This window comes from Sedimentibacter sp. (assembly GCF_038562225.1).
In the GTDB taxonomy this organism is placed as follows: Bacteria; Bacillota; Clostridia; order Tissierellales; family Sedimentibacteraceae; genus Sedimentibacter.
Genome location: NZ_JBCFAS010000002.1, coordinates 1,042,501 through 1,066,171, shown reverse-complemented (window position 1 = coordinate 1,066,171; position 23,671 = coordinate 1,042,501). Strand labels below are relative to the sequence as shown.

16 protein-coding genes are annotated in these 23,671 nt (G+C 31.0%); all 16 read left to right on the top strand.

Annotated elements, in window-relative coordinates; translation table 11 throughout:
* The first annotated feature begins 215 nt into the window (after positions 1-215).
* A complete protein-coding gene (locus AAGU76_RS11360; RefSeq protein WP_342485601.1) occupies positions 216-1,163 on the top strand; it encodes a GIY-YIG nuclease family protein in 948 nt (315 codons plus the stop codon).
* Positions 1,164-1,349: 186 nt separating this feature from the next.
* Positions 1,350-2,438 (top strand): phospholipase D-like domain-containing protein, encoded by a 1,089-nt coding sequence (locus tag AAGU76_RS11355; protein ID WP_342485600.1) that lies wholly within the window; start codon positions 1,350-1,352, stop codon positions 2,436-2,438.
* Between the two features lie 7 nt (positions 2,439-2,445).
* Positions 2,446-2,601 carry a hypothetical protein gene (locus AAGU76_RS11350; RefSeq protein ID WP_342485599.1) on the top strand — a complete coding sequence of 52 codons (156 nt, stop codon included), beginning with the start codon at positions 2,446-2,448 and terminating at the stop codon, positions 2,599-2,601.
* A 132-nt stretch (positions 2,602-2,733) separates the two neighbouring features.
* Positions 2,734-4,467, top strand: a complete 1,734-nt coding sequence (locus AAGU76_RS11345) for a phosphoadenosine phosphosulfate reductase family protein (protein WP_342485598.1) — start codon at positions 2,734-2,736, stop codon at positions 4,465-4,467.
* A 4-nt stretch (positions 4,468-4,471) separates the two neighbouring features.
* Positions 4,472-5,350 carry a DUF4007 family protein gene (locus tag AAGU76_RS11340; protein ID WP_342485597.1) on the top strand — a complete coding sequence of 293 codons (879 nt, stop codon included), beginning with the start codon at positions 4,472-4,474 and terminating at the stop codon, positions 5,348-5,350.
* A 9-nt stretch (positions 5,351-5,359) separates the two neighbouring features.
* Positions 5,360-8,944 (top strand): hypothetical protein, encoded by a 3,585-nt coding sequence (locus tag AAGU76_RS11335; protein ID WP_342485596.1) that lies wholly within the window; start codon positions 5,360-5,362, stop codon positions 8,942-8,944.
* A gap of 10 nt (positions 8,945-8,954) precedes the next feature.
* On the top strand, positions 8,955-10,109 hold the full coding sequence (locus tag AAGU76_RS11330; RefSeq protein WP_342485595.1) for an aminotransferase class V-fold PLP-dependent enzyme: 1,155 nt from the start codon (positions 8,955-8,957) through the stop codon (positions 10,107-10,109).
* Positions 10,110-10,144: 35 nt separating this feature from the next.
* A complete protein-coding gene (locus AAGU76_RS11325) occupies positions 10,145-12,307 on the top strand; it encodes a DUF262 domain-containing protein (RefSeq protein ID WP_342485594.1) in 2,163 nt (720 codons plus the stop codon).
* Between the two features lie 103 nt (positions 12,308-12,410).
* Complete coding sequence (locus AAGU76_RS11320) at positions 12,411-14,624, top strand: DEAD/DEAH box helicase family protein (protein WP_342485593.1); 2,214 nt, start codon at positions 12,411-12,413, stop codon at positions 14,622-14,624.
* Positions 14,611-14,799 (top strand): hypothetical protein, encoded by a 189-nt coding sequence (locus AAGU76_RS11315; protein ID WP_342485592.1) that lies wholly within the window; start codon positions 14,611-14,613, stop codon positions 14,797-14,799. Before AAGU76_RS11320 ends, AAGU76_RS11315 begins: the two co-directional genes overlap by 14 nt.
* The gene (locus AAGU76_RS11310) at positions 14,780-16,792 is read left to right on the top strand and encodes an AAA family ATPase (RefSeq protein ID WP_342485591.1); all 2,013 of its coding nucleotides are present in this window, start codon (positions 14,780-14,782) and stop codon (positions 16,790-16,792) included. Before AAGU76_RS11315 ends, AAGU76_RS11310 begins: the two co-directional genes overlap by 20 nt.
* 6 nt (positions 16,793-16,798) lie before the next feature.
* Positions 16,799-17,332: a hypothetical protein gene (locus AAGU76_RS11305; protein WP_342485590.1), complete on the top strand. Its 534-nt coding sequence runs from the start codon at positions 16,799-16,801 to the stop codon at positions 17,330-17,332.
* A gap of 635 nt (positions 17,333-17,967) precedes the next feature.
* Positions 17,968-19,827, top strand: coding sequence for a hypothetical protein (locus AAGU76_RS11300; protein ID WP_342485589.1), 1,860 nt, complete (start codon positions 17,968-17,970; stop codon positions 19,825-19,827).
* Positions 19,828-19,841: 14 nt separating this feature from the next.
* Positions 19,842-20,558 carry a hypothetical protein gene (locus AAGU76_RS11295; RefSeq protein ID WP_342485588.1) on the top strand — a complete coding sequence of 239 codons (717 nt, stop codon included), beginning with the start codon at positions 19,842-19,844 and terminating at the stop codon, positions 20,556-20,558.
* Between the two features lie 89 nt (positions 20,559-20,647).
* Entirely contained in the window at positions 20,648-21,139 is a 492-nt protein-coding gene (locus tag AAGU76_RS11290; RefSeq protein ID WP_342485714.1) for a GNAT family N-acetyltransferase, read from the top strand.
* 39 nt (positions 21,140-21,178) lie between these two features.
* Complete coding sequence (locus AAGU76_RS11285; RefSeq protein WP_342485587.1) at positions 21,179-23,470, top strand: ATP-binding protein; 2,292 nt, start codon at positions 21,179-21,181, stop codon at positions 23,468-23,470.
* Positions 23,471-23,671: the final 201 nt, after the last annotated feature.

Here is a 23,671-nt window from a genome sequence, read left to right as displayed (position 1 = left end):
GTATCTTAAAAGAAATATAAAAAAGAAAAAACTCAAGTAATTAAGCTTGAGTTTTTTAGTACGCCAAGAAGAAATAATATTTACACTAGGACGACTCGTCATTCTGAATGCGTAGGCTGAAGAATCTCACTTCTCATGCTTGTCAAAATATGTTAAAATAAAATCGTGTTATAAATAAAACAGTATACATTATTAGTTATAGGTAAAGGGAAAAAATGATAGACATTTCAGATAAGCTAAAAGAAAAACTGAAGCAAATTCCGGAGCAGCCCGGCATCTACAGGATGATGGACAATAAAGGAAACATCATTTATGTCGGCAAAAGCAAGTGCCTGAAAAAAAGGGTGAAGACCTATTTCGCTAATAATCCCAAGTGGGAAAAGGTGAATAGGATGGTGATGCTCATAGACAACATAGACTACACAGTCACTGACACTCACCTGGAAGCCAGGCTGCTTGAATGCTCACTCATAAAGTCAATAAAACCCATATTCAATTCACAGATGAAAAACGACAGAAGGTATGTCTATCTCAAGGTAGAGGACTACAACAGACACAATGCCCTAAGGGCAGTGGGTGAAAGGGTGGAAAATTCCTTCGGGCCGTTCAGAACCAAGGGAATACTTTTCGAAATTATTGATTCCATGAAGAATCTGTATCCGGTACAAAAAACATCACAGGGCTATCAGTTTGAATACCATTTGTTTCCGAAGCCCATGGACAGGGAAATGTTCAATGAAAACAGAAAGGCTCTTCTTGAGCTTTTTTCTAATGTGAAAAACTTGGATGAGTTTATAGACAGCCTTCAGACAAAAATGAAGGAGGAATCATCCGGATGCAGCTTTGAAACAGCCGCCATGTACAGGAACATGATGCAGAACATGAAAAGATTGAGAGATGCCCTTGCCAGGTACGAAGACGTAATGTCCAGGGATATTTTGCTTAAGATTCCGTTAAAGGAAGGGTACAAGCTTTTTTACATCTCAAAGGGAAGCATTGTTCTAAAAGAAAAATTTGCAGATGTTTCAGACAGTATCATAAAGAGTTTCACAGAAAAAGCAGCAATATCCGAACTGGCTTATACTGCAGAAATGGATGAAAAATCACAACTGGACTACAGGGACATCCTGTACTCGGAAATTACCAGCCTGATGGAAGAATGATATAAAAACTGGCGAATTATTAAGCAAAGTTTTTATAAATTATGGCAAAAAAGTAAAAAATAGTTTGGAATATCTTGTAATATATTGTATAATTAAAGGTGAAAATGTTTATAAAAGTTACGAAAATTTAAAAAGTAACGATGCAATATTTTACACATAACAAACGTTCTTACAAGGGGCCGGGGGATGAAACTTAGTAAGGGAATATACGAATCGGTAATAAAAAAAATTATTGCCGAGGACATGAATGCTCTTGGAGACAGCAGCTATTTCCATACCAGGGGCATAGACAAGGAGGAAGGCAACATTGTGCTTTCCGGATACATGTCAAAAGTCATAGACAAGGCGTTGAGAAGGATAACAGGGGAAAACAAGCTCAATGTCCAGGTTGATTTATGCAATAAAATCATCAGAATGCTGATTGAGGAACTGGATATCAGCGATTTTGACGAATATACAAACAGCGAAGAAGCAAGACTGCTTCTTGCCATGCTGGACAAAATGGACACAACTCTAATAGACGACTACACGAACAAGAAAGTAAGACCAATCACATCCATAGCCGCCAATACACTGTTCACCGGTGCCCAGAACGAACCATCCCTCGGAAGCGAACTAATTAAAGAAATAAACACATCAGACAGAATAGACATGCTCGTGTCCTTCATAAAATGGAGCGGCCTGTCTCAAATATACGAAGCCCTAAAGAAATTCACCACGAACAAAAAACTTAGAGTAATAACAACATCATACATGGGAGCCTCGGACTACAAGGCTATCTTTGAGCTGTCCAAACTTCCAAACACGGAAATAAAAATCTCCTATGATACGAAACGAACCAGGCTACATTCCAAGTCCTATATGTTTTACCGTTATACAGGATTTTCTACCGCTTACATTGGTTCTTCCAATCTATCAAATGCTGCACTTACTAGCGGATTGGAATGGAATCTGAAAATATCTGAACACACATCAAAGGACATCATCAAAAAATTCAGAGCAACATTTGATACATACTGGCATGAAAGCGAGTTTTGTACATTCAACAAGGATGATGAAGGTGACAGAGACAAGTTAAGGATTGCTCTTAATTCAAACAAAGACGTTCAAAGGGACAAGGAATTTTATTTTGAAATAATTCTTTATTCTCATCAGATAGAAATACTAGACAAGCTTCAGGCAGAAAGGGAAATTCATAATCGATATAAAAATCACAGCCTTACTACTGTCTGGGAACAGCCAGGTTCACACGTTACGAAGGCAGCAGATCAATGAGTATAGTATGGAAGCTGGACAACAAAATGCCCGAGTTCATCAAGAAAAAGATAAACAGCAATGTGATGGTGGGGTAAAAACGAAAACATTTGGAGATTATGTTTGTAAAGAGGAAGTAAACTGGTTTACTACACGAGTAGTTGTTGAGCAAATTCTTTTATAATGCTAAAGCCGCAGCATCATTTGTAAATTTGTTCTGACTAATTAATTGTCTATATATGTTGAATTATGATATAATGATGATAGATCACTTAAAGAACGTATCTATAACTTTGATTAATTATTTGAGGTAAAAATGATAGAATTATTATGTCCAGTTTGTAATGTACCGATGAATTCAGATAGATGTATAAAAGAAGAATGTCAAGCAAGAACAGTGGCTTCTACAACAATTTATTGGTGTGATGAATGCAATATACCGATATTTGATAAGGTGTGTGACACTTGTGGAAAAGAAGCAAGATATATTTCTACTGACATTAGGCCTGTTTTTCCAGAAGAAAAATTATTGTTAGCTATAATTTTAGAAAAAGAAGATCTTTTATGTTTTGATAATGCATCAATTTGGAATGGAAGTGGTGCTTATTTTATTGATGGGCAAAAGCTCAAAATTCAGATAAATAAATTAAATAAACTACCATTAGATGAAATTATAAAAATTAAAGAAAAATATAATAGATACATTGAAATGGTTAACCGAAATTATTTTAATGAGATTATTGATAAATTTATTACAGCAAATCAAGTTAGATACAATTATATTAATGATGAAGCAGTAAAATTTATTCAAGGATATTTAGGGAAATATTCAATTGAAGATATGCTGGTATCTTTTAGCGGTGGCAAAGATTCAACAGTAACTTCTCATTTAGTAACAAAAGCTTTAGGAACTAACAAGGTATTACATATTTTTGGAGATACAACTTTAGAATTTGATAAAACCTATGAATATAAAGAACGATTTAGAAAAAATGATGATACTAAGAGTATACAAGTAATAACTTCAAAGAATAGGGAGAAAAATTTTGAAGAATTATGTAAAATAATAGGTCCACCAAGTAGAGTCATGAGGTGGTGTTGTACAGTTTTTAAGACTGGAGCTATTTCAAGAACAATATCATCCGCCTATAGAAATAAAACTAATATATTAACATTCTATGGTGTTAGAAAGAGCGAATCAATAAGCAGAAGCAAATATGATAGGGAAAGTGATAGCCCAAAAATCACGAAGCAAACAGTCGCTTCGCCAATTATTGACTGGATAGATTTTGATGTGTGGTTATATATTCTAACAAATAAAATTGATTTTAATGATGCATATAAATTAGGATACTCGAGAGTTGGGTGTTGGTGTTGTCCTAATAATGGAGGATGGTCCGAGTTTCTTTCAAAAGTTCATATGTATGAAAAGTATACTAATTGGAGGAACTTATTAGTAGACTTTGCAAAAAAAATAGACAAGCCTGATCCTGAAGAGTATGTAGATAGTGGAAACTGGAAAGCAAGACAAGGCGGCAATGGATTAGAAGTTGCTGAAAAATCTATAGTGTCTTTTGAACCTTGTGCTACGGAAGATAATGCTTTTAACTATGAACTTCAAAAACCAATTACAGAAGAACTATATGAATTGTTTAAACCATTTGGCTATATAAATAAAGAACTTGGGAACAAACGTTTAGGCGAAGTTTATGTACTTGATAAAAAAGGAAATGTTGTTCTTGTGTTGCAAGGAAGAATTGGAAGTACACATTTTAAGGTGACAATTAAGAAAAAGAATTTAGCTAAAGCTAAGACCTTGGCTGTAGCAGAAGGTAAGGTACAATGTCAGCTAACAAAGTATCAAATGTGTATGAGTTGTAAAGCTTGTGAAAGTATTTGTAAACATAATGCCATATCAATACGTGATATTGGGAATGGTGAAGTTTCATACAAAATTGACGATGAAAAATGTGTAAGGTGTACAGAATGTGTTTCTCACTTCAATGCTGGATGTTACATGAGAAAAGTTTTAACTATAAAGAGAGGTTAATAACATGACAGATAAAAAGGTTCCTTTCAAATTAAGAGGGCATGAAAAGTTTCCTCTTAGAGAAGGATGGCTTAATAAAGGATTGATTACAGTTGATACTGATTCTAGAATTTTTTTAGATTCTAATGGTCCAGACAAACTTGGGGTTGGTAATAATATGGTAAGATCAATAAGGTATTGGTTAAAGTCTTTTAATTTGATAACTGAAAAGCCTGGACAAGGTGCACAACTTACTGACTTAGGTAAAATAATTAAAGAAAATGATTTGTATTTTGAAGATATATTTACATTATGGATTTTGCACTCTAATTTAGTAAAAAACATTAAAGAATCAACTGTTTGGTACATGTTTTTTAACAGGTGTGATATTGATGAATTCAGAAAAGATGAGATTTTTATAGTTTTATTAAATGAGTTGAAAAACTACGTTAAAGAGGAAAAATTCTCGGAAAATTCATTAAAAGATGATATAGATGTGTTACTTAATATGTATAATAGTAAAATTGAAAAAGGTGTTGCGTGTGATCCTGAAGATAAAACCATTAGCCCCTTCTCAACATTAGGCTTATTATCACGAAAAGATGATTATTATTATAAAAATCAGCCTGATTTAAGTAAACTAACAGAACGTGTAATATGGTATGAACTCTGTTGTTTGTTTGAAGATACTAACAATGTAAGCATAGATAGTATTACAACAGGCGATGATAGCTTAGGAAGTATATATAATTTATCAAGAGTTAGTATTAATGAATATTTGGATAAATTAGATGGATTAAAATATATAAGAGTGAACAGAACTGCTGGGTTGGATATGATTTATAAGCTAAAAGACGCAACACCACTATCGGTAATAGAAGATTATTATAAAGAACATAAATAAGGTGATCATATGACAATTAATAAATTAAGTGAAATAATTCAAGTTAATGAAAATTTTAGAAATGCCATTAATATATATCTAAATTTAAATAAGAAAGATAAAATATTAAGTTATATTCCGACTAAATCATCTGTAGATATACTAAATGCGTTTCTTGAATCAGTGGATAAAAATATAAACCAATCATCCATACTTATAGGACCATATGGAAAAGGAAAATCCCATCTATTACTTGTTTTACTTGCAATTATTTCCTTAGAGAGAAATAATGGTAATGATAAAATTATAAAACAGCTTATTAAGTCAGTAAGCGAAGTTGATAAAAATGTTTCGGAAACCATCAATAAAATTTGGATAAAGAAGGGTAGATTTTTACCTGTTTTGATTTCAAGCACTTATGGTGATTTGAATCAAGCTTTTTTATTGGGCTTAAATGAAGCATTAAAAAGAGAAAATATAATGAATATATTTCCAGAGACATTTTTTAAACACGCACTTGCTATTATTGACAATTGGGCAAAGAATTATGGGGATACTCATAGACTCTTTGTTAATAAATTAAAAGAAAAAGAAATTACTTATAGTGAGATAGTGTCTGGTCTAACAAGCTATGAAAAAAAGTCTCTTGATATTTTTAAAACTATATATCCTGAACTTACATCTGGAAGCCAGTTTAATCCACTGATAAACTCTGAAATATTACCACTTTACAAAGATATATCTCAACAGTTAAGAGACGAATATGGATTTAGCGGTATTTATATTGTATTTGACGAATTTAGCAAGTTTATTGAAAGTAGAGATAAAACATCTGTTGGAAATGATATGAAGCTATTGCAAGATGTATGTGAATTGGCTTTAGATTCTGATTCGCCACAAGTTTTTATAACTTTCGTAGCGCATAAGAGTATTAAGGAATATGGAAAACATTTATCAAATGAAATCATAAATTCTTACACTGGTATTGAAGGAAGAATAGTTGAAAGATACTTTGTAACTTCATCAAAAAATAATTATGAATTAATAAAAAATGCTATACAAAAAGATATTAATATTGTAAAAAGCGAACCAAAATGCAATAAATACATATCTGATAATGCTGTTAATGAAAATTATGAAGTGCCTTCATTTAGGACTATGTTTAATAAAGATGATTTTAGAAGAATTATTGTTGAAGGTTGTTATCCTCTAAATCCGATTAGTGCATATTTGTTGTTAAACGTAAGTGAGAAGGTTGCGCAAAATGAAAGAACCTTGTTTACATTTATATCAAAGAATGAACCTTTTAGCATGTCAAAATACATTAAAAATCATAAATACTCTGACAATTGGATTATAACGCCTGATTTAATTTATGATTATTTTAAAGGGTTGTTTAAAAAAGAAGTAGTAAATGAATATGTTCATAATGTATGGCTAAAATCCGAATATGCAATTGCAAATGCAGATAATAGCGATCAAATAAAAATTTTAAAGGTAATGGCACTAATAGATATAGTGAATAAGCCAGAAGAAATACCGGTTGATGAAAATAATATTTCACTAGCTTCAGGTATCAATAATGCTCGTGAGGTATTAGATAAATTAATTGATAAAGAATTAATTTATAGAAAACGTTCAAATAATAATTATTATTTTAAGACAAAAATAGGTACTGATTTAAAAAATGAAATAGATAAAAGACGGAGATTAAAAGAATCCATTAAGGTTAATGTTGGTAAAGTTCTACTTGAGATATCAAATAACAAGTTCATTATGCCCAAGGTTTATAACCAAGAGTATGCAATGACTAGATATTTTAAATTAGAATACATTGACATAAATAGTTTTTTTGGAATTAGTTATGCAAGTAGCATCTTCGATGAAGATAGTTTCTGTGACGGAAAAATTATAGCTCTTATATGTTATGATGATGAACAAATTAATGGTATAGAAAATGTTTCAATGAAACTAAAAGAACTTGCATGTGAAAAGCTTGTTGTATTGCATCCAAGTAAGTCTTTTAATCTAGTTAAACTAATTCAAAATTATGAAATCATTCAAGAATTGAAAAATGATGTTGTATTTATTGAAAATAATAAGGTTCTAAGAAATGAATTAAATATTTTCGAAGAAGATATTTCTAATGAAATATTAGAATATTTAAATAATGCTTACGAGATTCAAAACGGATGTAGAGCCTTTTATTATAAAGAAGGGCAATCCTTTAAATGGGAACACAATAATTTAAACAAATTAATAGATTATATTTGTTTTTCCTACTACAAAAAAACACCAGTTATAAATAATGAATTAATAAATAGACAGTTTATTACAACTTCACCAATAAAAAAAGCAAGAAAAGCTATTATTGATTACATTTTAGAAAAAAGTTATGATGAATCTTTTTATGCTGGAACTAATCCAGAAGCGACAATTTATAGAACATTATTTATTGTCACAGGTATTTTGAGCAATAATGAAAGTGATAATATGAAGACTTTTTTAGAACAGATAGACTCATCTATTTCATTATGCAATAATAACAAATTATCTTTAAGTACAATTGTGCAAAATGTAAGTTGTGCACCATTTGGTATTAGGAATGGAGTATTACCAATATATTTAGCATATGTGTTATGCAATAGAAATGAAGATATTATTGTTTACTTTAAAACTAAAGAAATGGAATTGACTTCAGATATAGTTCTAAATATGTGTGAAAATCCAGGTGATTATTATTTATTTATGTCTGCTAAAAGCGCAGAAAAGGAAAAGTACATTACAGGATTAACGAATTTATTTTCAATTGAGACTAGATACAACCTAACTGGATCAAGATTAAGCCATATTTTAACAGGTATACAAAGATGGTTCAGGGCATTGCCTCAGGTTACAAGAACGTTTAGAAAGCAATGTGATATTTTTGAAGAAGCAACAATTTTCGATGCAATGCTTATTATAAAACCATTGCTACAAAAAATAGATGTCAATCCATATGAAGTTTTATTTGAAAAGATACCTGCAGCTTTCAGATCTGAAGATGACTATATAAAGTGTCTTGAAAGTATTAAACAGTTAAAATATGTTCTGGATAATTACTTAAGTTGGTTAAGTGAAAAAGCTATTCAATTTACTCTTAATGAATTTAATTCTAAAGATGATTTACATCATACGTTGAAAAATTGGTACGATAAGCAGAGTTTAATGTCTAAGAGGGGAATTTATAGTAATAGGATTACTAATTTAATGAATTATATATCTAATATGACAACTTTTGATGATACTGAAATTATAGCAAAGGTTATAAAATCTATCATAGATGTCTATATTGAGAATTGGAATGATAATTCACTTGAAGAATATTTAGTAGCATTGAAAGAAGTAATAGTGGAAGTTGAGTCAATAAAGGATGAGAATAGATCAGATAAATATCAAATTTCTTTTACAAACAGGGAAGGCAACATAATTCAAAAATATTATGATAAAAGTAATGAGGGGACGGGTGCAATTTTAAGAAACATAATTGAGGATAACTTGGAGGACTTTTCTGATTTAAGTGTTAATGATAAGGTATCTATTTTAGTTGATATGATTGAAAAGATATTAGGTTAGGAGAATTAATATGGATAAAGTAATTTATTTAGATAATGCAGCAACTACATTTCCAAAACCAGAATCTGTTTATACTACGATGGATGAAGCTAATAGAAATTATGCGGTAAATTCAGGGCGGGGTTCATATAAATTAGCAAAATTAGCAACTAAGATAATTGATGATACAAAAAAATCAATATTGAAACTTGCTAATGCTAAAGAATCAGCTAAAATAATATTTTCTCCTTCTGTTACAATATCATTTAATCAAATTCTTAATGGATTAAATATACCAGCTAATTCAGCAATTTATGTTTCACCTTATGAACATAATGCAGTTGCTAGAACAATTAACTATTTAAGTAAAAAAAACAAACTTATAATCAAGGAATTACCAATTGATGAACAAACATTTGAAATAGATATTGATAAAATGAAATATATGTTTTCCAAAGAACCTCCTTATTGTGTTTGCGCTACTTATGTCAGCAATGTGACAGGATATATATTACCTATTAGTGAAATTTTTAGAGAATCTAAAAAATATAATTCTATCACAGTGCTTGATGCAGCTCAAGCTTTGGGATTAATAAAAATGAACTTAAAGGAACTTAATGCGGATTTCGTTGCATTCGCTGGACATAAAACATTATATGGGCCATTTGGAATTGCTGGTTTTATAGACAACAGTAATATTGAATTAAGTGAATTCATTGTAGGTGGAACTGGAAGTGATTCGTTGAATTTGGACATGCCTCAATCAAGTCCATACAAGTATGAATCAGCAAGTCCAAATATTGTTGCAATTGCTGGGTTAAAGGCAGCACTTGAATTTATTGACGTAGAAAAAATATATAATCATGAAAAGACGTTGACAAATTATCTTATTGAACAATTACAAAGATATAAGAAGGTTAAAATGTATTTACCACATAATCTCGATAATCATATTAGTATAGTATCTTTTAATATTGAAGGTTATAAATCCGAGGATGTAGGAATGATACTAGATGAAGATTACACCATTGCAGTAAGAACAGGTTATCATTGTGCACCACTTATACATAAGTACTTGAAGGATCAAAATGAATTGGGTACGGTTAGAATAGGATTAGGTTATTTTAATACTATTAAAGATATAGATATATTAATAAAAGCAATTCAAGATGTTATATGCAATTAAGTTTATGTAATTATTATCATAAAGGGAGTATAACAATGTCAATAAAGTTGAAAGAAATTTTTAATGAAAATGATGAAGACAGATTGGTTTTGCCAGATTTTCAAAGGGATTTTGTATGGGATAAAGACCAACAAAAAAATTTACTTGTATCATTTATGACATATTTGCCTGTAGGAAGCATTTTACTATTAAAAGGAACAAGTGATGATTTCGCAAACAAAAAAATGTGTTTTCCTAAAACTAGTTGTGTGCCAACTGAATCATGTACATACCTACTTGATGGGCAACAAAGAATTACAAGTTTAAAGAGTATGTTTACGGATTTGTTCAGTGATTTAGATACTTGGAGAACAACTTGGGAAAGTATTTATAAGGATCTTAGGAATAGATGGTTTGTTAGAGTAATTCCTAAGAATAATGAGGAAGATATTTTCGGATATGAGTTTCTGAACTTCAAAGATCTATGCTCATACGAACCTAGTCAGGTAGTAAATAATATAGAATTCAAAACCATTCATAAGACTAAGATTCAAGATTGGTTTAATCCAGGTTTTATTGTGTTAGATAAGAAGGAGAAAGTGGTTCCGTTTAGTGAGATGAATTTGCGAAACTCTATTCTAGCAGAATATGCAGCTAAAGAAGGATTAGTACCGTTATACTCTCTATATAAAAAGGATAAATCTAAAGCGTTACATGAATACGTTATTGAAAAGATTGGAAGAGAAAGGGTTGAAGATTTAAAAGCTGAAATTAGAGATGTAAAGAATCTTGATGAAAAAAATCAAAAAATTAAAAAATATTTAGAGGAAATAGAACCAAACATAGAGATTCTTATTCAAGATTGTGATGAGGAAGGTATAAATAGCGCATGGTCGAACCTTTCTGCAAAATGGAGTAGGGAGATTATTAATTTTCTAGAAGGTATAATGAATGAAGAAGTACCTACTATTGAGCTGTCATCAGACCAAATAAATAGGGCAGTAGCTATTTTTGAAAGTATAAATAAAGGTGGTACACCGTTAGATACCTTTGATTTAGTTGTTGCTAAGGCAGCTAAAGATAAAAGTTTAGAATCTTTAACAAAACGTTTGTTAAATAATCTAAAGGAAGATATTTATTTAAGCAATGCAATACTAAATAATCTACATGAAAAACCAACAAAATGGTTTCCAGAATATGTAGGACTAACAAATGATAATGAATTATCTAAAATAATAAAGTCGCAATTTTTAAATATGCTATCTATATTTTCATATGTTGAGTATGGTAATGTTGATGACATAAAAAATGACTTAGTAAAAAAGAACTTGATTTTAAAATTAACAGCTGAACAAATTAATAATAATTACCAACATGCCATTAAATCATTAATTAGAGCAAGTGCTTTCTTACAACTACGATGTGGCATTAGCGTAATTACAGAATTACCTTACGAATTGATGATTTTACCAATTGCATATATTTTAGTCGATGACAAAAAATGGGAAGATAATAAAGTACTTAATAAAATTGAATATTGGTACTGGACTTGTCTATTTGGTGGTGCATATAGGGAAAGGCAAAATGAGCAATCAATTAAGGATATAAAATCTCTATATAAGTGGACAAGCGGTGAAATTGATAACCCGTTTGAAAACTACAACCAGAAATGTTTAAAAGATCCAGGGTATTCTGATATTAATTTATTGTTAATGAAAGATGAGACACATGAAGAAATACAAGGCTCTATTAAGAAGGCTTTAATGCAGTATATTTTAAGCCAAGAACCAAGAGATTTTATTTTTAAAGATTTATATTTGACAGCATATAAGATAGGGTCACAAGAGTGTTTTGATTTTGAGGGCAATGAGCAATTTATTAAGGCACAATTGCATCATATAATCCCTTTAAAAAATGCGACTGATATTGGACAATCCTCTAAAGAAATTAGAAATAATAAAAAACATATATTAAATAGTCCATTAAATACAACATTAATAAGTATGAATTCTAATCTTCAGATAAGTGATATGAAACCTGAAGATTACTTTAAATATGTATCTGAGGTAGCTATGTATGGACATTGTATACCAGCAAATTGTAAACAAATTTTTAATGAAGATGAATTTGATGAAAAAACATATGAAAAAATTTTAGAATTGAGATTCAATGAAATTAACAAAACCTTAATTATGGAGTTAGATAAACTTAAATGTTAATAAGTTGATTAATATATTTAGACTAGCTAGTTGCTGTCAATAGAATTAATGTTATTAATAGCATAGCTTATGCTATGACTTTATTGTACCCGGGGGTGGGAATTTGAGTCTTCAGAAAGTAGATTTGAAAATGTCTTATAGGACTCCACGAGATAATATAGTTAAAGATTTTTTAAATCCCTTGTTGTCAAATGCTTCAACTTATAAAAGAGCAGTAGGTTTTTTTTCATCATCTTCATTAATACAGGTATCATATGGAATTAATAAACTTGTTAATAATTGTGGAAAAGTAATGCTTATAGCTTCACCTCGACTAACAGAAGATGATATTGAAGCTATAAATAAAGGGTATGATGAAAGAAAAAAAATTATTGAAAATGCACTTCTAAGAGATTTTAATGAACCTAAAGATTACTTTGAGGAAAGGAGGCTAAATTTATTAGCACATTTAATTAAAGAAGGGGTTCTAGATATAAAAATTGCCTTACTACAAAGTAATAGTAAGATAGGTCTATTTCATGATAAATTAGGCATAATTGAGGACAATGAAGGTAATATAGTGGCGTTCTCTGGATCATTAAATGAAACTGAAGCTGCCTTTGTTCTTAATTATGAGGCAATTGATGTGTTCGCATCTTGGTGGAGCGAAGAGTCCAGAAAAAGAGTAGAGGAAAAAAATGAAGCGTTCAATAGAATGTGGAAAAATACTGAAGACGAAATCCAAATTATGGATTTTCCAGAAGTAGTAAAGAATAAACTTGTATCATATAAAAGAGAAATTGTTGATATATATTTTGATGATTTTGATGAAGATAAAGAAAGTGGTACTGGAGAAAGAGAAGATACTTATAAACAAAATGATATTCCAACTTTGCCAAGGGATTTAAATTTTCATGAGTACCAGAAAGAAGCAATAAACAATTGGAAATTAGAAAACTTCAAAGGTATCTTTGATATGGCAACTGGCACAGGAAAGACTTATACTGGTCTTGGTGCTTTACTTGAACTTTATAAATATTGTAATGGAAAATTGGCAGTAATAATATGTTGCCCTTATCAGCACTTAGTTGATCAGTGGGTTGAAGATTTGGAATATTTCAATATAAATCCTATCATTGGTTACAGTACATCCCAAGATAGACATTACAAAAAACGACTTAGGGATTCAATATTTGATTATAACTTAGGAATTAAGAAATTTTTATGTTTTATTTGTACAAATAGCACATTTAGAATAAAAAGTATTCAAAGAGAAATTAATACTTTAACTGACAATGTTTTAATTATTGTTGATGAAGCACATAATTTTGGGGCAGAGAAACTATTTGAAAGTTTACCAAGTAATATAAGATATAGACTTGCGCTTTCTGCAACTCTAGAAAGACATAATGACGAAGAAGGTACTGAAAGACTTTATAAATATTTTGGTAAGAAGTGTATTGAATACACTCTTGAAAGAGCGATTGAAGAAAAAAAACTAACCCCTTATTATTACTATCCTGTAGTTGTTACATTATCGACTGAAGAACGTAATAAATATACTGAAATAACTAACGAGATAGTAAGATGTATTACATATGATAAAAGAGGCAAACTTAAGCTAACAGAAAAGGGCAAAATGCTTGCCCTAAAGAGATCAAGAGTAGTTGCTGGAGCAATTGAAAAAGCTAGTCAGCTTTATAATATTATGAAGAACTATACAGAAGAAACACACATACTTGTATATTGTGGAGCTACTAAGTTGTTAGATCAAGAATATGAAGATGATGATATAGAAGATATCAGACAAATTGATTATATAACAAAAATTCTTGGAAATGATCTTGATATGAAGGTAGCTCAATTTACTTCAAGAGAAGATAGCGAAAAAAGAAGGATTAGAAAAAAGGCCTTTATGGATGGTGACATACAGGCACTAATAGCAATTAAATGCTTAGATGAAGGAGTTAATATTCCTAAAATTAAAACAGCATTTATTTTAGCTAGTACAACAAATCCTAAAGAATATATACAAAGGCGTGGAAGAGTTTTAAGAATGGCAAAGGGCAAGGAATATGCAAGGATATATGACTTCATTACATTACCACATAGCTTGGAAGAAGTAATGCAGTTAACTTATACAGAAATGCAAAAAGATAAGTCTTTAGTAAAAAAAGAAATAAAGAGAATGATTGAATTTAAAAGCTTAGCATTAAATCCATATGATTCAGATGATTTACTAGAAGAGATAAATGAAAAATATAGGCTTTATGAAGATGACATGAATTATGAAGATGACATTGAAATTGAAGTTGGAGGTGATATTGATGGAAGGTAAATGTATAGAACAAAATGGAATATCAATTGATAAGAAAAAGGCTAATAGGATGATTATGTCAATTCTTTTTAACGAAAATTTAAACCATAAAACAAAAGCTAAAAGTGATAGTGATATGGTAAAACTTCATATGGAAACAATTAAGGAGGAATTAAATGCTTATCAAGAAAATTGAAATGTTTAATTTTAGACAATTTGAAGGTAAAAAATCAATAGAATTTTCAACAGATGAAAATAAAAATGTTACTGTTATTATTGGCGAAAATGGTACAGGGAAAACAACTCTTGAACAAGCTTTTCTTTGGGCATTGTACGGAATTACTGAATTTAAGGTAAAAGAATTGATAAACCGTGATATTAGAGATGCAATGATGCCTGGTGATGAAAAAGTAGTTAAGGTTGATTTGTATTTGAACAATGAAGGTCACGATTATGTTATTTCGAGAAGACAAAGGTTTCACCGTGACTATAAGGGTATTAAAGAATCTAATATTGAATTTTCAGTAGGTGAAAAAAATGATATTGGAGAATGGGATTATAAGTCAGAAAATCAATCTAATATCTTTATAAAGAAAATGCTACCTGTCGAACTTTCGAAGTTTTTCTTCTTTGACGGAGAAAGAATCAAACTCATGAGTGAAGAAATTGAAAAGGGTAAAAGTAGAGAATTTGCAGATGCTGTGCGTGGTCTCGTGGGATTAACAGCAATTATGAATGCTATTTCGCATTTTAAACCTTCTACTACAAATAATACTGTAATAGGGAGATATACAAATCTTATAGACAGTTCAGGCGATAAAAAATTAGCGGATTATACTCGCAAGATAGCAGAGTATGACAGACAAATAGAAGTTCTTGAAAGTCGAATTGAAGAAATAGAACCTAATATTGAAAAATATTTTGAACGTGCACTAATTATAAAACAAGAAATACTAAACATGACTCCTGCGATTAAGTTAAAACAAGAATATGACCAGCTTACTATTGAAGTAGAAGCTTTAAAAGAAAAAAAGAAGTCTATTACTAACACATTATTACGAGTATTTTCTAAGCAGTCTATAGATTTTTTTTCAAAGCCGTTAATTAAAAGTACTATGGAGGAGTTAAAAGAAAGTAATAAGTTGGACAAGGGTATCCCTATGCTTCACTCAGATACAGTTAAATTTTTATTAGAACGTAAAATTTGTATTTGTGGAACTTGTATAGAAACAGGTTCTAAGGAAGCAAAATCACTTTATGATTTAATAGATTTACTTCCTCCTAAGAATATAGGTCAAATGATAGGACAATTTTCAGATGGTGCAAAAGTAAGGATCCGATCGTCTGAGAATTATTATTCAGTTTTTGACTCAACTTTCAAGAATATTAGGGAAGTATCAAATAGAATTGATGAAAAGACACATAAAATGACCGAAATATTCAACAATCTTTCTGATACATCTAAAGCTCAAGAGATGAGAGAACAACAAAAGGAGTATGAAAATCAAGCATTAAGATTTAAAGTAGAAACTAAAGAAAAACGCGATAGATTAGTCTCAATAACAAAAGATAGAAAGTATATTGAGGCAGAAAGAGACAGGCTATTATTACTAGATGAAAAAAATAAAGAAAACAGAGAATTATTAGAATATGCTAAATATATATATAATGAGCTTGTAACGTCATATTCAAAAAAGGAAGATTTAGTTAGAAGGCAGTTACAAGATAGCATAAATGATGTTTTTAAGACAATCTATGATGATGGAATATTCCTAGAGGTTGATTCGCGCTATAATATAAAAGTAGTTGTAACTGATACTACAGCAAATGGTGATGAACTCGAACGTAATACAGCTCAAAATTATGCCATAATTTTTGCATTTATTTCTGGTATTATTAGAATGGCTAAAGAAAGAAGCAAGGATGAAAGAATAGAAGGTCTTGGTGAAGATGGTTCTTTTGAACAAGCAGAAGGATATCCCTTAGTTATGGATGCTCCTTTATCAGCATTCGATAAAAAAAGAATTCATAAGATATGTGATACTATACCTAAAATTGCTCAACAAGTGATCATATTTATTAAAGATACTGATGGTGAAGTAGCAGAAGAGCATATGGGTGACAGAATAGGGAAGAAATGGTTATTAACAGCAGTATCTAAAACTCAGACTAATATTGATAGGAGGTAGGATAAATTGTTTGACAAGAATATAATTATTAAAGGGCATCATGCTACGTATATGAAGAAATTAGTATCAAAATTTGATTCTAGTTTATCACAAGGAATATTTGATAGAAATCTAGATGTATATTTAATAGCACCAATAGTCGGGAAACTATTCAATAGAAAAAGTGTGGTAGATAATGATGTTAAAGACGATACTAGTATACATACAGAACAGATAAACTCAGTAATGGATCAATTAGAGTTTAACTATAGAATTATTATGATGCTTGAAGATAAAGAGAAAGTAGATATTGAAACAAGAACAAATAAGGCTTTTCGCTATGACCGTGATATAGAAAATAGAAAAAGTGGAGATGCTATATTTGAACAATATGTACTAGGAGGTATAGAAGTTCTATATGAAAAAATAATGTTAGAAACAAATGACACTGATGAGTATTTAAGGAAGATGTATCAATTTATTTCTGAATTTTATAATAGATATTTTTCTGAAATTGATAATGAAGATATCTACAAGTTATGTAAGCTAGCTGGAAGTTAATTATTGTATATATTAAAGAGCATATAAGGATTATATGCATTATAAGAAGACTTCGAAAAAAGTAAAGAACACATTCGTTTTCCATCATAGGAACATCTGAAGTAATATTATTAGATACATAAGATTCTGCTATGAGAACTAAATATAGTGATAAATATGGTTATCATTCAGAGTATGATTCATATACCAGCTTATGTGCACAAACAAAGAAGGCGGTTATAGGTTCTAAAAGTGCTAGAAACAGAGCCAAGCAATATTGGATTATAATGTTGCTGATACACGTTTTGGATCTGAAGAAGGTATTCAAGCTTTAAGACTTATGGGCGGAGATTACTTCGTTAGAAATTGACGAGGAATCTTCCCTTAATTAGTATTTTATATATTAGCAGAGAATTAATTTGCTTTATTTATTTAATTATATAAAAACTGATTATAATCAAGATTTTTGAATAAATTATTTGAAGTAACCTTATAACAAATCATTTTTCTGCTAAAAAGGCAATTAAAAGAACCTTTTCATTGATATATTAATATGAGTTACTGAACGCTATATGTCGGATATAAGGTTCTGTTGTTAATTAATTACTGATGAGAAAGATTTGTTAAATTTACGTTATTTTAAAAAGGGTGGGTACATGTCTGAAGAAAATATAAAAAAATTTAATTTTAAAGAACCGCATCCAATTAAGTTGCTGAAAAACAAAAGTTATCCGACATACCAGCTTTATGCCACGGTGTTAAACAAAACTGATCCTGAGAAGGCTATTGTAATTTGTGTGCTGGAAACAATGTCATGGCTGAGAAAACGTTTTAGGGAGCTGGAAATGCCGCAGGAGATTATGTTTCCTGAGCCTGATGATTTTGAAGGGGTTACTCTTAATGATTTTAAATCTTTCAGGATTAACGAGGGGTATGTTGTTGATGTGGTGTTTGTCAAGGAAAAGGGGATATGGGCTTTTCACCTGATCGAACCGGACCTGGGACCAGATCCGGGGAATGAAAATCAAAGGCGGCAACCGGTGCCGGGAAGGGTATTTGAAACAAACATTGCTTTTAGGATATTCAACGGCAAGGTTGAATGCGGATTCAAAACTGTTTGTTCAGAACCAGAGAGTACCAGGGAAGTCTGTGAGGTGTTCAGGCTGGCTGTTGTTAAATCCATCGTGAAAAATAAAAACCTTGGCCTGGAACAGGTTCTCCCTATAACAAGGGATGCTCAAACTATCAGCAGCAACGAAGGTGTTGACAATGTAATCGGATATATAACGAGCAAAGAACGGCAGATTCCTTATGTGCTAATTGCTGAATATAAAAAGGAATTGGACATCAGCAAGCTGAAAATAGAAAAACCTGAGTTCGATGTGCACAGTCTTATATATCGCAGCATTGACGAGCTTATGGGAATAACATCGGATGATGCAACGGATGGATATACGCTCTTTTTAGAAAAATTGAATAAAACAATCAACCACAGGATGGGTTATGCCCAGTTTGCATTTCTTCCAAACAAATACTTGGAATACTTCAATGAAAACTGTGCAAGGTGCAAAGCATCTAACGGCAGCATAATTGTGTTTTATCCGGAAAAGTTTAAATCAGCTTGCAAAAAATACGACTGCAGCTATATAATGCTGAATGAAGATAAGTTTTTAAAGAATTTAGAGGACGAGCTTCAGGAATATTCCAAATATAAGATTTATGATTTTGGACATGTGAAGTTTATCAATGAAGCACGGATTGAGGAGCTTCAGAGAGTAATTGATATCAGTAATTCAAAAGAAGAGATTATTGCTGCGTATGAAGATAAAATCAGAAGCATAGCATCAGAGAAAAACAATGATCTAAATATGCTGAAATCTGCTATAATTGAAAAAGACGATAAAATTGAAAGGCTTAAAGAAATAATTGATAAACTGGATGCTAAAGATGATGTCTGGATTGCTGAGATTGAAAAAATAAACCATTCTTATGATGAACGCATAGATAAGCTGAAGCAGGAATTGAAAAGAAAGGATATTTTGCTGGGGAGACCTAAAAAGACTGAGGAAGTACCTGACTGGGTGGAAAAATATTTTTCAGGCAGGCTTATTTTCCATGACAGGGCAAAGAGTCTGATATCGAAAACACCAACAACCGAAGTTGATATGAACCTGCTTTGCGATGCCATAGAATATCTTGCACATGAATACAGAGCTTTTCTGACGGGAGAAATAACAAAAGAGGAATGTGCAAAAGCTTGTTCTGAAACATACAACAGAAATTTCAATGTAAGTCCTTCCGGAGACATGAGCATTCAAGCTTACAGTTTTGAATACAAAGTAAAATACGGAGTCGGATTTACCGGCAAACCCAAGGAAGTTGCTCTGAATCAGCATCTCAAGGTAGGGAATGAAAATAAAAATCTGCTTAGGATATACTTTTTCTATGACAATGATAAGAAACTAATAGTGGTTGGATCTCTGCCTAAACATCTTAAGACTATAACTGAAAAGTAAAGGAAGTTAATCATATGAAAAGAAAAGTATCTTTAATAACAATATCTGCATTAGTGCTGGCACTGGTTGTGTCCGGATGTGCTCAGGATGCGAATCCAGCAGATGAATTAAAGGCTAAGGACAATGTTATTGCAGCATTAGAAGAAGAAAAGCAAGCGTTGGAAGATAAAATCTCTGAGTTAGAGGGAAAAATTACAGAGCTAGAAGAAGCCAAGACTGCTCCTGATTTGCAAAACAGCATGATATCAACGGCTTTAGAGGTAGTGCATTTATTAAATGATAAGGATATGATAGGAATATCAGCATATGTTCACCCGACAAAGGGTGTTAGATTTAGCCCTTACGGCAATGTAGATGTTTCATCTGATCAAGTCTTTACAGCAGAACAGTTTGAAGGGTTAATGACTGATGCACAGGTGTATACCTGGGGCAGTTATGATGGTTCCGGAGAGCCTATAAATATGAATTTTGCTGATTATTTCAAAGAATTTGTATATGATGAAGACTACGAAAATCCGCATATGATTGGCAACAATGTGGTGATTGGGCATGGAAATAGTTTGATTAACATTGACAGCGCTTATCCGGATGGAGTATTTGCAGAGTTCCACTTTACAGGGTTTGATCCTCAATACGAAGGGATCGACTGGAGCAGCTTGCGTTTGGTATTTGAAGAACAAGACGGCACGTGGTACTTGGTTGGAGTCATTCATGATCAATGGACAATCTAAAAATTATGGCAGCAGCACATGAGTAAATCTTATTAATGCAATATAAGAAAAATATATAATATAAAAAGTATGGTTAGAGGGAGCTAATGATGGATGAAATTGTGATTAGAGGAGTTAAAAAGGAAGATTCAGACAGAGTGGCTGAGATTGAAGCAGAATGCTTTCCGGCAGCTGAAGCAGCTTCAAAGAATTCTATTGAGAAACGTATAGCCACTTTCCCGGAATCTTTTTTTGTAGCAGAGAAAAACGGTAAAATAATCGGTTTTATTAATGGCTGCGCAACAAATAGTCCAGTAATTTATGATGCATTATATCATGATGCCAGCCATCATATACCAGATGGCGAAAGTCTGACAGTGTTTGGGCTTGATGTTCTTCCTGAATATCAAAGACAGGGTATTGCTGCTAAATTAATGAATTATTATATTGAGACAGCTAGAAATGATGGCCGTAAGAGAATTATCCTTACCTGCAAAGACAGGCTTGTTCACTATTATGAGTACTTTGGCTATGTAAATAGTGGTGTCTCAGAATCAACCCACGGCGGAGCTCAATGGTTTAATATGACACTCACTCTGTAAATTTACCAATAATTAATACTTGGGGAGCTATTGCATATCATGAAAAATACTTTAAAGAGAAGTGCTGCAAATCCATTTGTTCGTATTAAAAACAATTATGCTTTTGAAATTAATGATGAATTTGAAAAGTTAACTGGTTACTTAAGAACAGAGCTGTTAGGAAAATCAATTTCAGAAATAAATAGTATATTGAAAATTGATGCCCAAGTGAATCTTAACGATATTGAAGGTGATCGTAGCTGTTATATATTTACTAAAGAACATGAACCAAGAGAGGTAACTATTTTCTGCAAACGAATTCAATCCGAAAATCAACAGATTTATTTCATAAAAGAAAAAAGAAATTCAAGAATTGAAGATACAATTCCATATGCAGCAAGTATTTTAGAGGATAATGATGTTGGTGTTGCAATTTACAGCATATATGATGACATTTTACTGAAAGCAAATGAAAAATTTTTAACATTCAGTAAAATACCATACGAAAATATTGAAAATTGCATCGGTATAAAGTGGCAGGAAATATTTTCTCATTGGCAAAAGCATTTTGAAATCGTTTATTTAAACATTATTGAAAATGGTAAGCCTTTTCACTTAAAGGAGGTTAAATGGAAATATCCTGGGGAAGGAGACACTTATTGGAATTTATCTTTTGTACCAATAATTATTAAAGGGAAAACAAAGTACTTAGTGCAAACTGTCGCAGACGTGACTGAGAAAATTGTAAGCAGGAATATAATTGAAAAGCAAAAGCAAGAATTGGAAGTCATTATAGAAAATATTTCTGATCAATTGATATTATTTAATAAAAACGGCGAATATATTAAAATGAACAAACTGGCAAGAGATAAAGCTATGTTTGATATTAAAGCAGCCAAAAACTTCAATGAGGCTTATAACGAAGTTAAAATTTATGATATGAAGGATAATTTATTATCAGTTGAAGACGTACCATTAAATAGAGTAATTAAAGGAGAAACGTTTTCTAACGTTAGAGTTATCAGAAAAAACAGCGAATATACTCAATATACATCGATCAGCGGTACTCCCATACACGATGATAATGGTAATTTTATAGCAGGCGTATTAATATTGCGGGATATAACTGACCAAGTAAAATACGAAGAAAACTTATATATAAAAGCTCAGTATGACTCATTAAGCAACATAATAGATAATCTTGATTTAGGTTTTGTAAGGCTTACGTATCCGGAATTTAATTTCATTGATATAAATAATAAAGCTTATGAACAATTAAAACAAATGAATCCAAATATTGTTTTGCAGTCATCTATTAAAGGTAAGAATTTATATGATGTTTTTCTTGAAGAACCTCATATGAAAGAATTATTACATACTTCTTCAAAAAACAATAGCTGTTTTGAAATTCGCAATTTTAATATTGAAGGAGAAGATGTATTTTCTAAAATTATATACCAGCCGTTATATGGATTGAACAATGAGATTGTAGAAATTATAGTTCTTTGGGTAGATGTCACTGAAGAAGAAAAATCAAAGGAAATATTAGAATCCACGGTGAAAATGCAGGAAGAAATATATTCAAATGTGGCACATGAACTCAAGACTCCGCTTAATGTTATTTTTTCTGCTAACCAATTGCTGCTTATGTATTTAAAAGATGATTCATATGAAGAAAATAAGGCCAAATTTTACATTTACAGCAACAGTATTAAACAAAATTGTTACAGACTTACTAAACTTATCAATAATATAGTGGATTTATCTAAAAGTAAGGCTGGTTACTTAAAACTTAATCTAAGCAATGAAAATATTGTGGAAGTTATTGAAAATATTGCAGATTCAGTTTCAGATTATGTAAAGTCGAGAGGACTGAGAATTGTATTTTTTTCAAATGCAGAAGAAAAGATCATCGCCTGTGATCCAATTAGAATGGAAAGAGTTATGCTGAACCTTATTTCAAATGCAATAAAATTTACTAATCCATCCGGTGCAATATACATTAATGTATTAGACAAAGGAAGTACGGTTGAAATAATTGTAAAGGATACAGGAGTAGGAATTGAAAAGGAATATTTGGATTTATTATTCGAAAAATTTTACCAGATAGATAAAACTTTATCTCGCAATGCAGAAGGAAGCGGTATTGGGCTGTCACTAACAAAATCAATAGTTAATTTACATGGGGGAAATATAAGTGTTGACAGTGAAATTGGTAAAGGGAGTGTATTTAAAATTGAACTTCCGGTAAGGACAGTAGAAAAGAAAAGGTCAAAAGAGCAAACTAACTATAATAACAATAAAATTGAAATGATAAACATAGAATTTTCTGATATATATTCTAACGATTAACTGAAATTGAGAAGCCGGAGTTGTACCTTGATTCCGGTTTTTATGTTAAAATATATTCCCATTTTATAGAATAATGATGTATAATGCAGTATCGTATGATTTATATGAAAGAATTCATATATGAGTGAATTAACTTTATTGAAGTGTATGTCAAAAAATAAAACAGTGGTATCTGTTGGATAAAATAGATTGTTATTACGT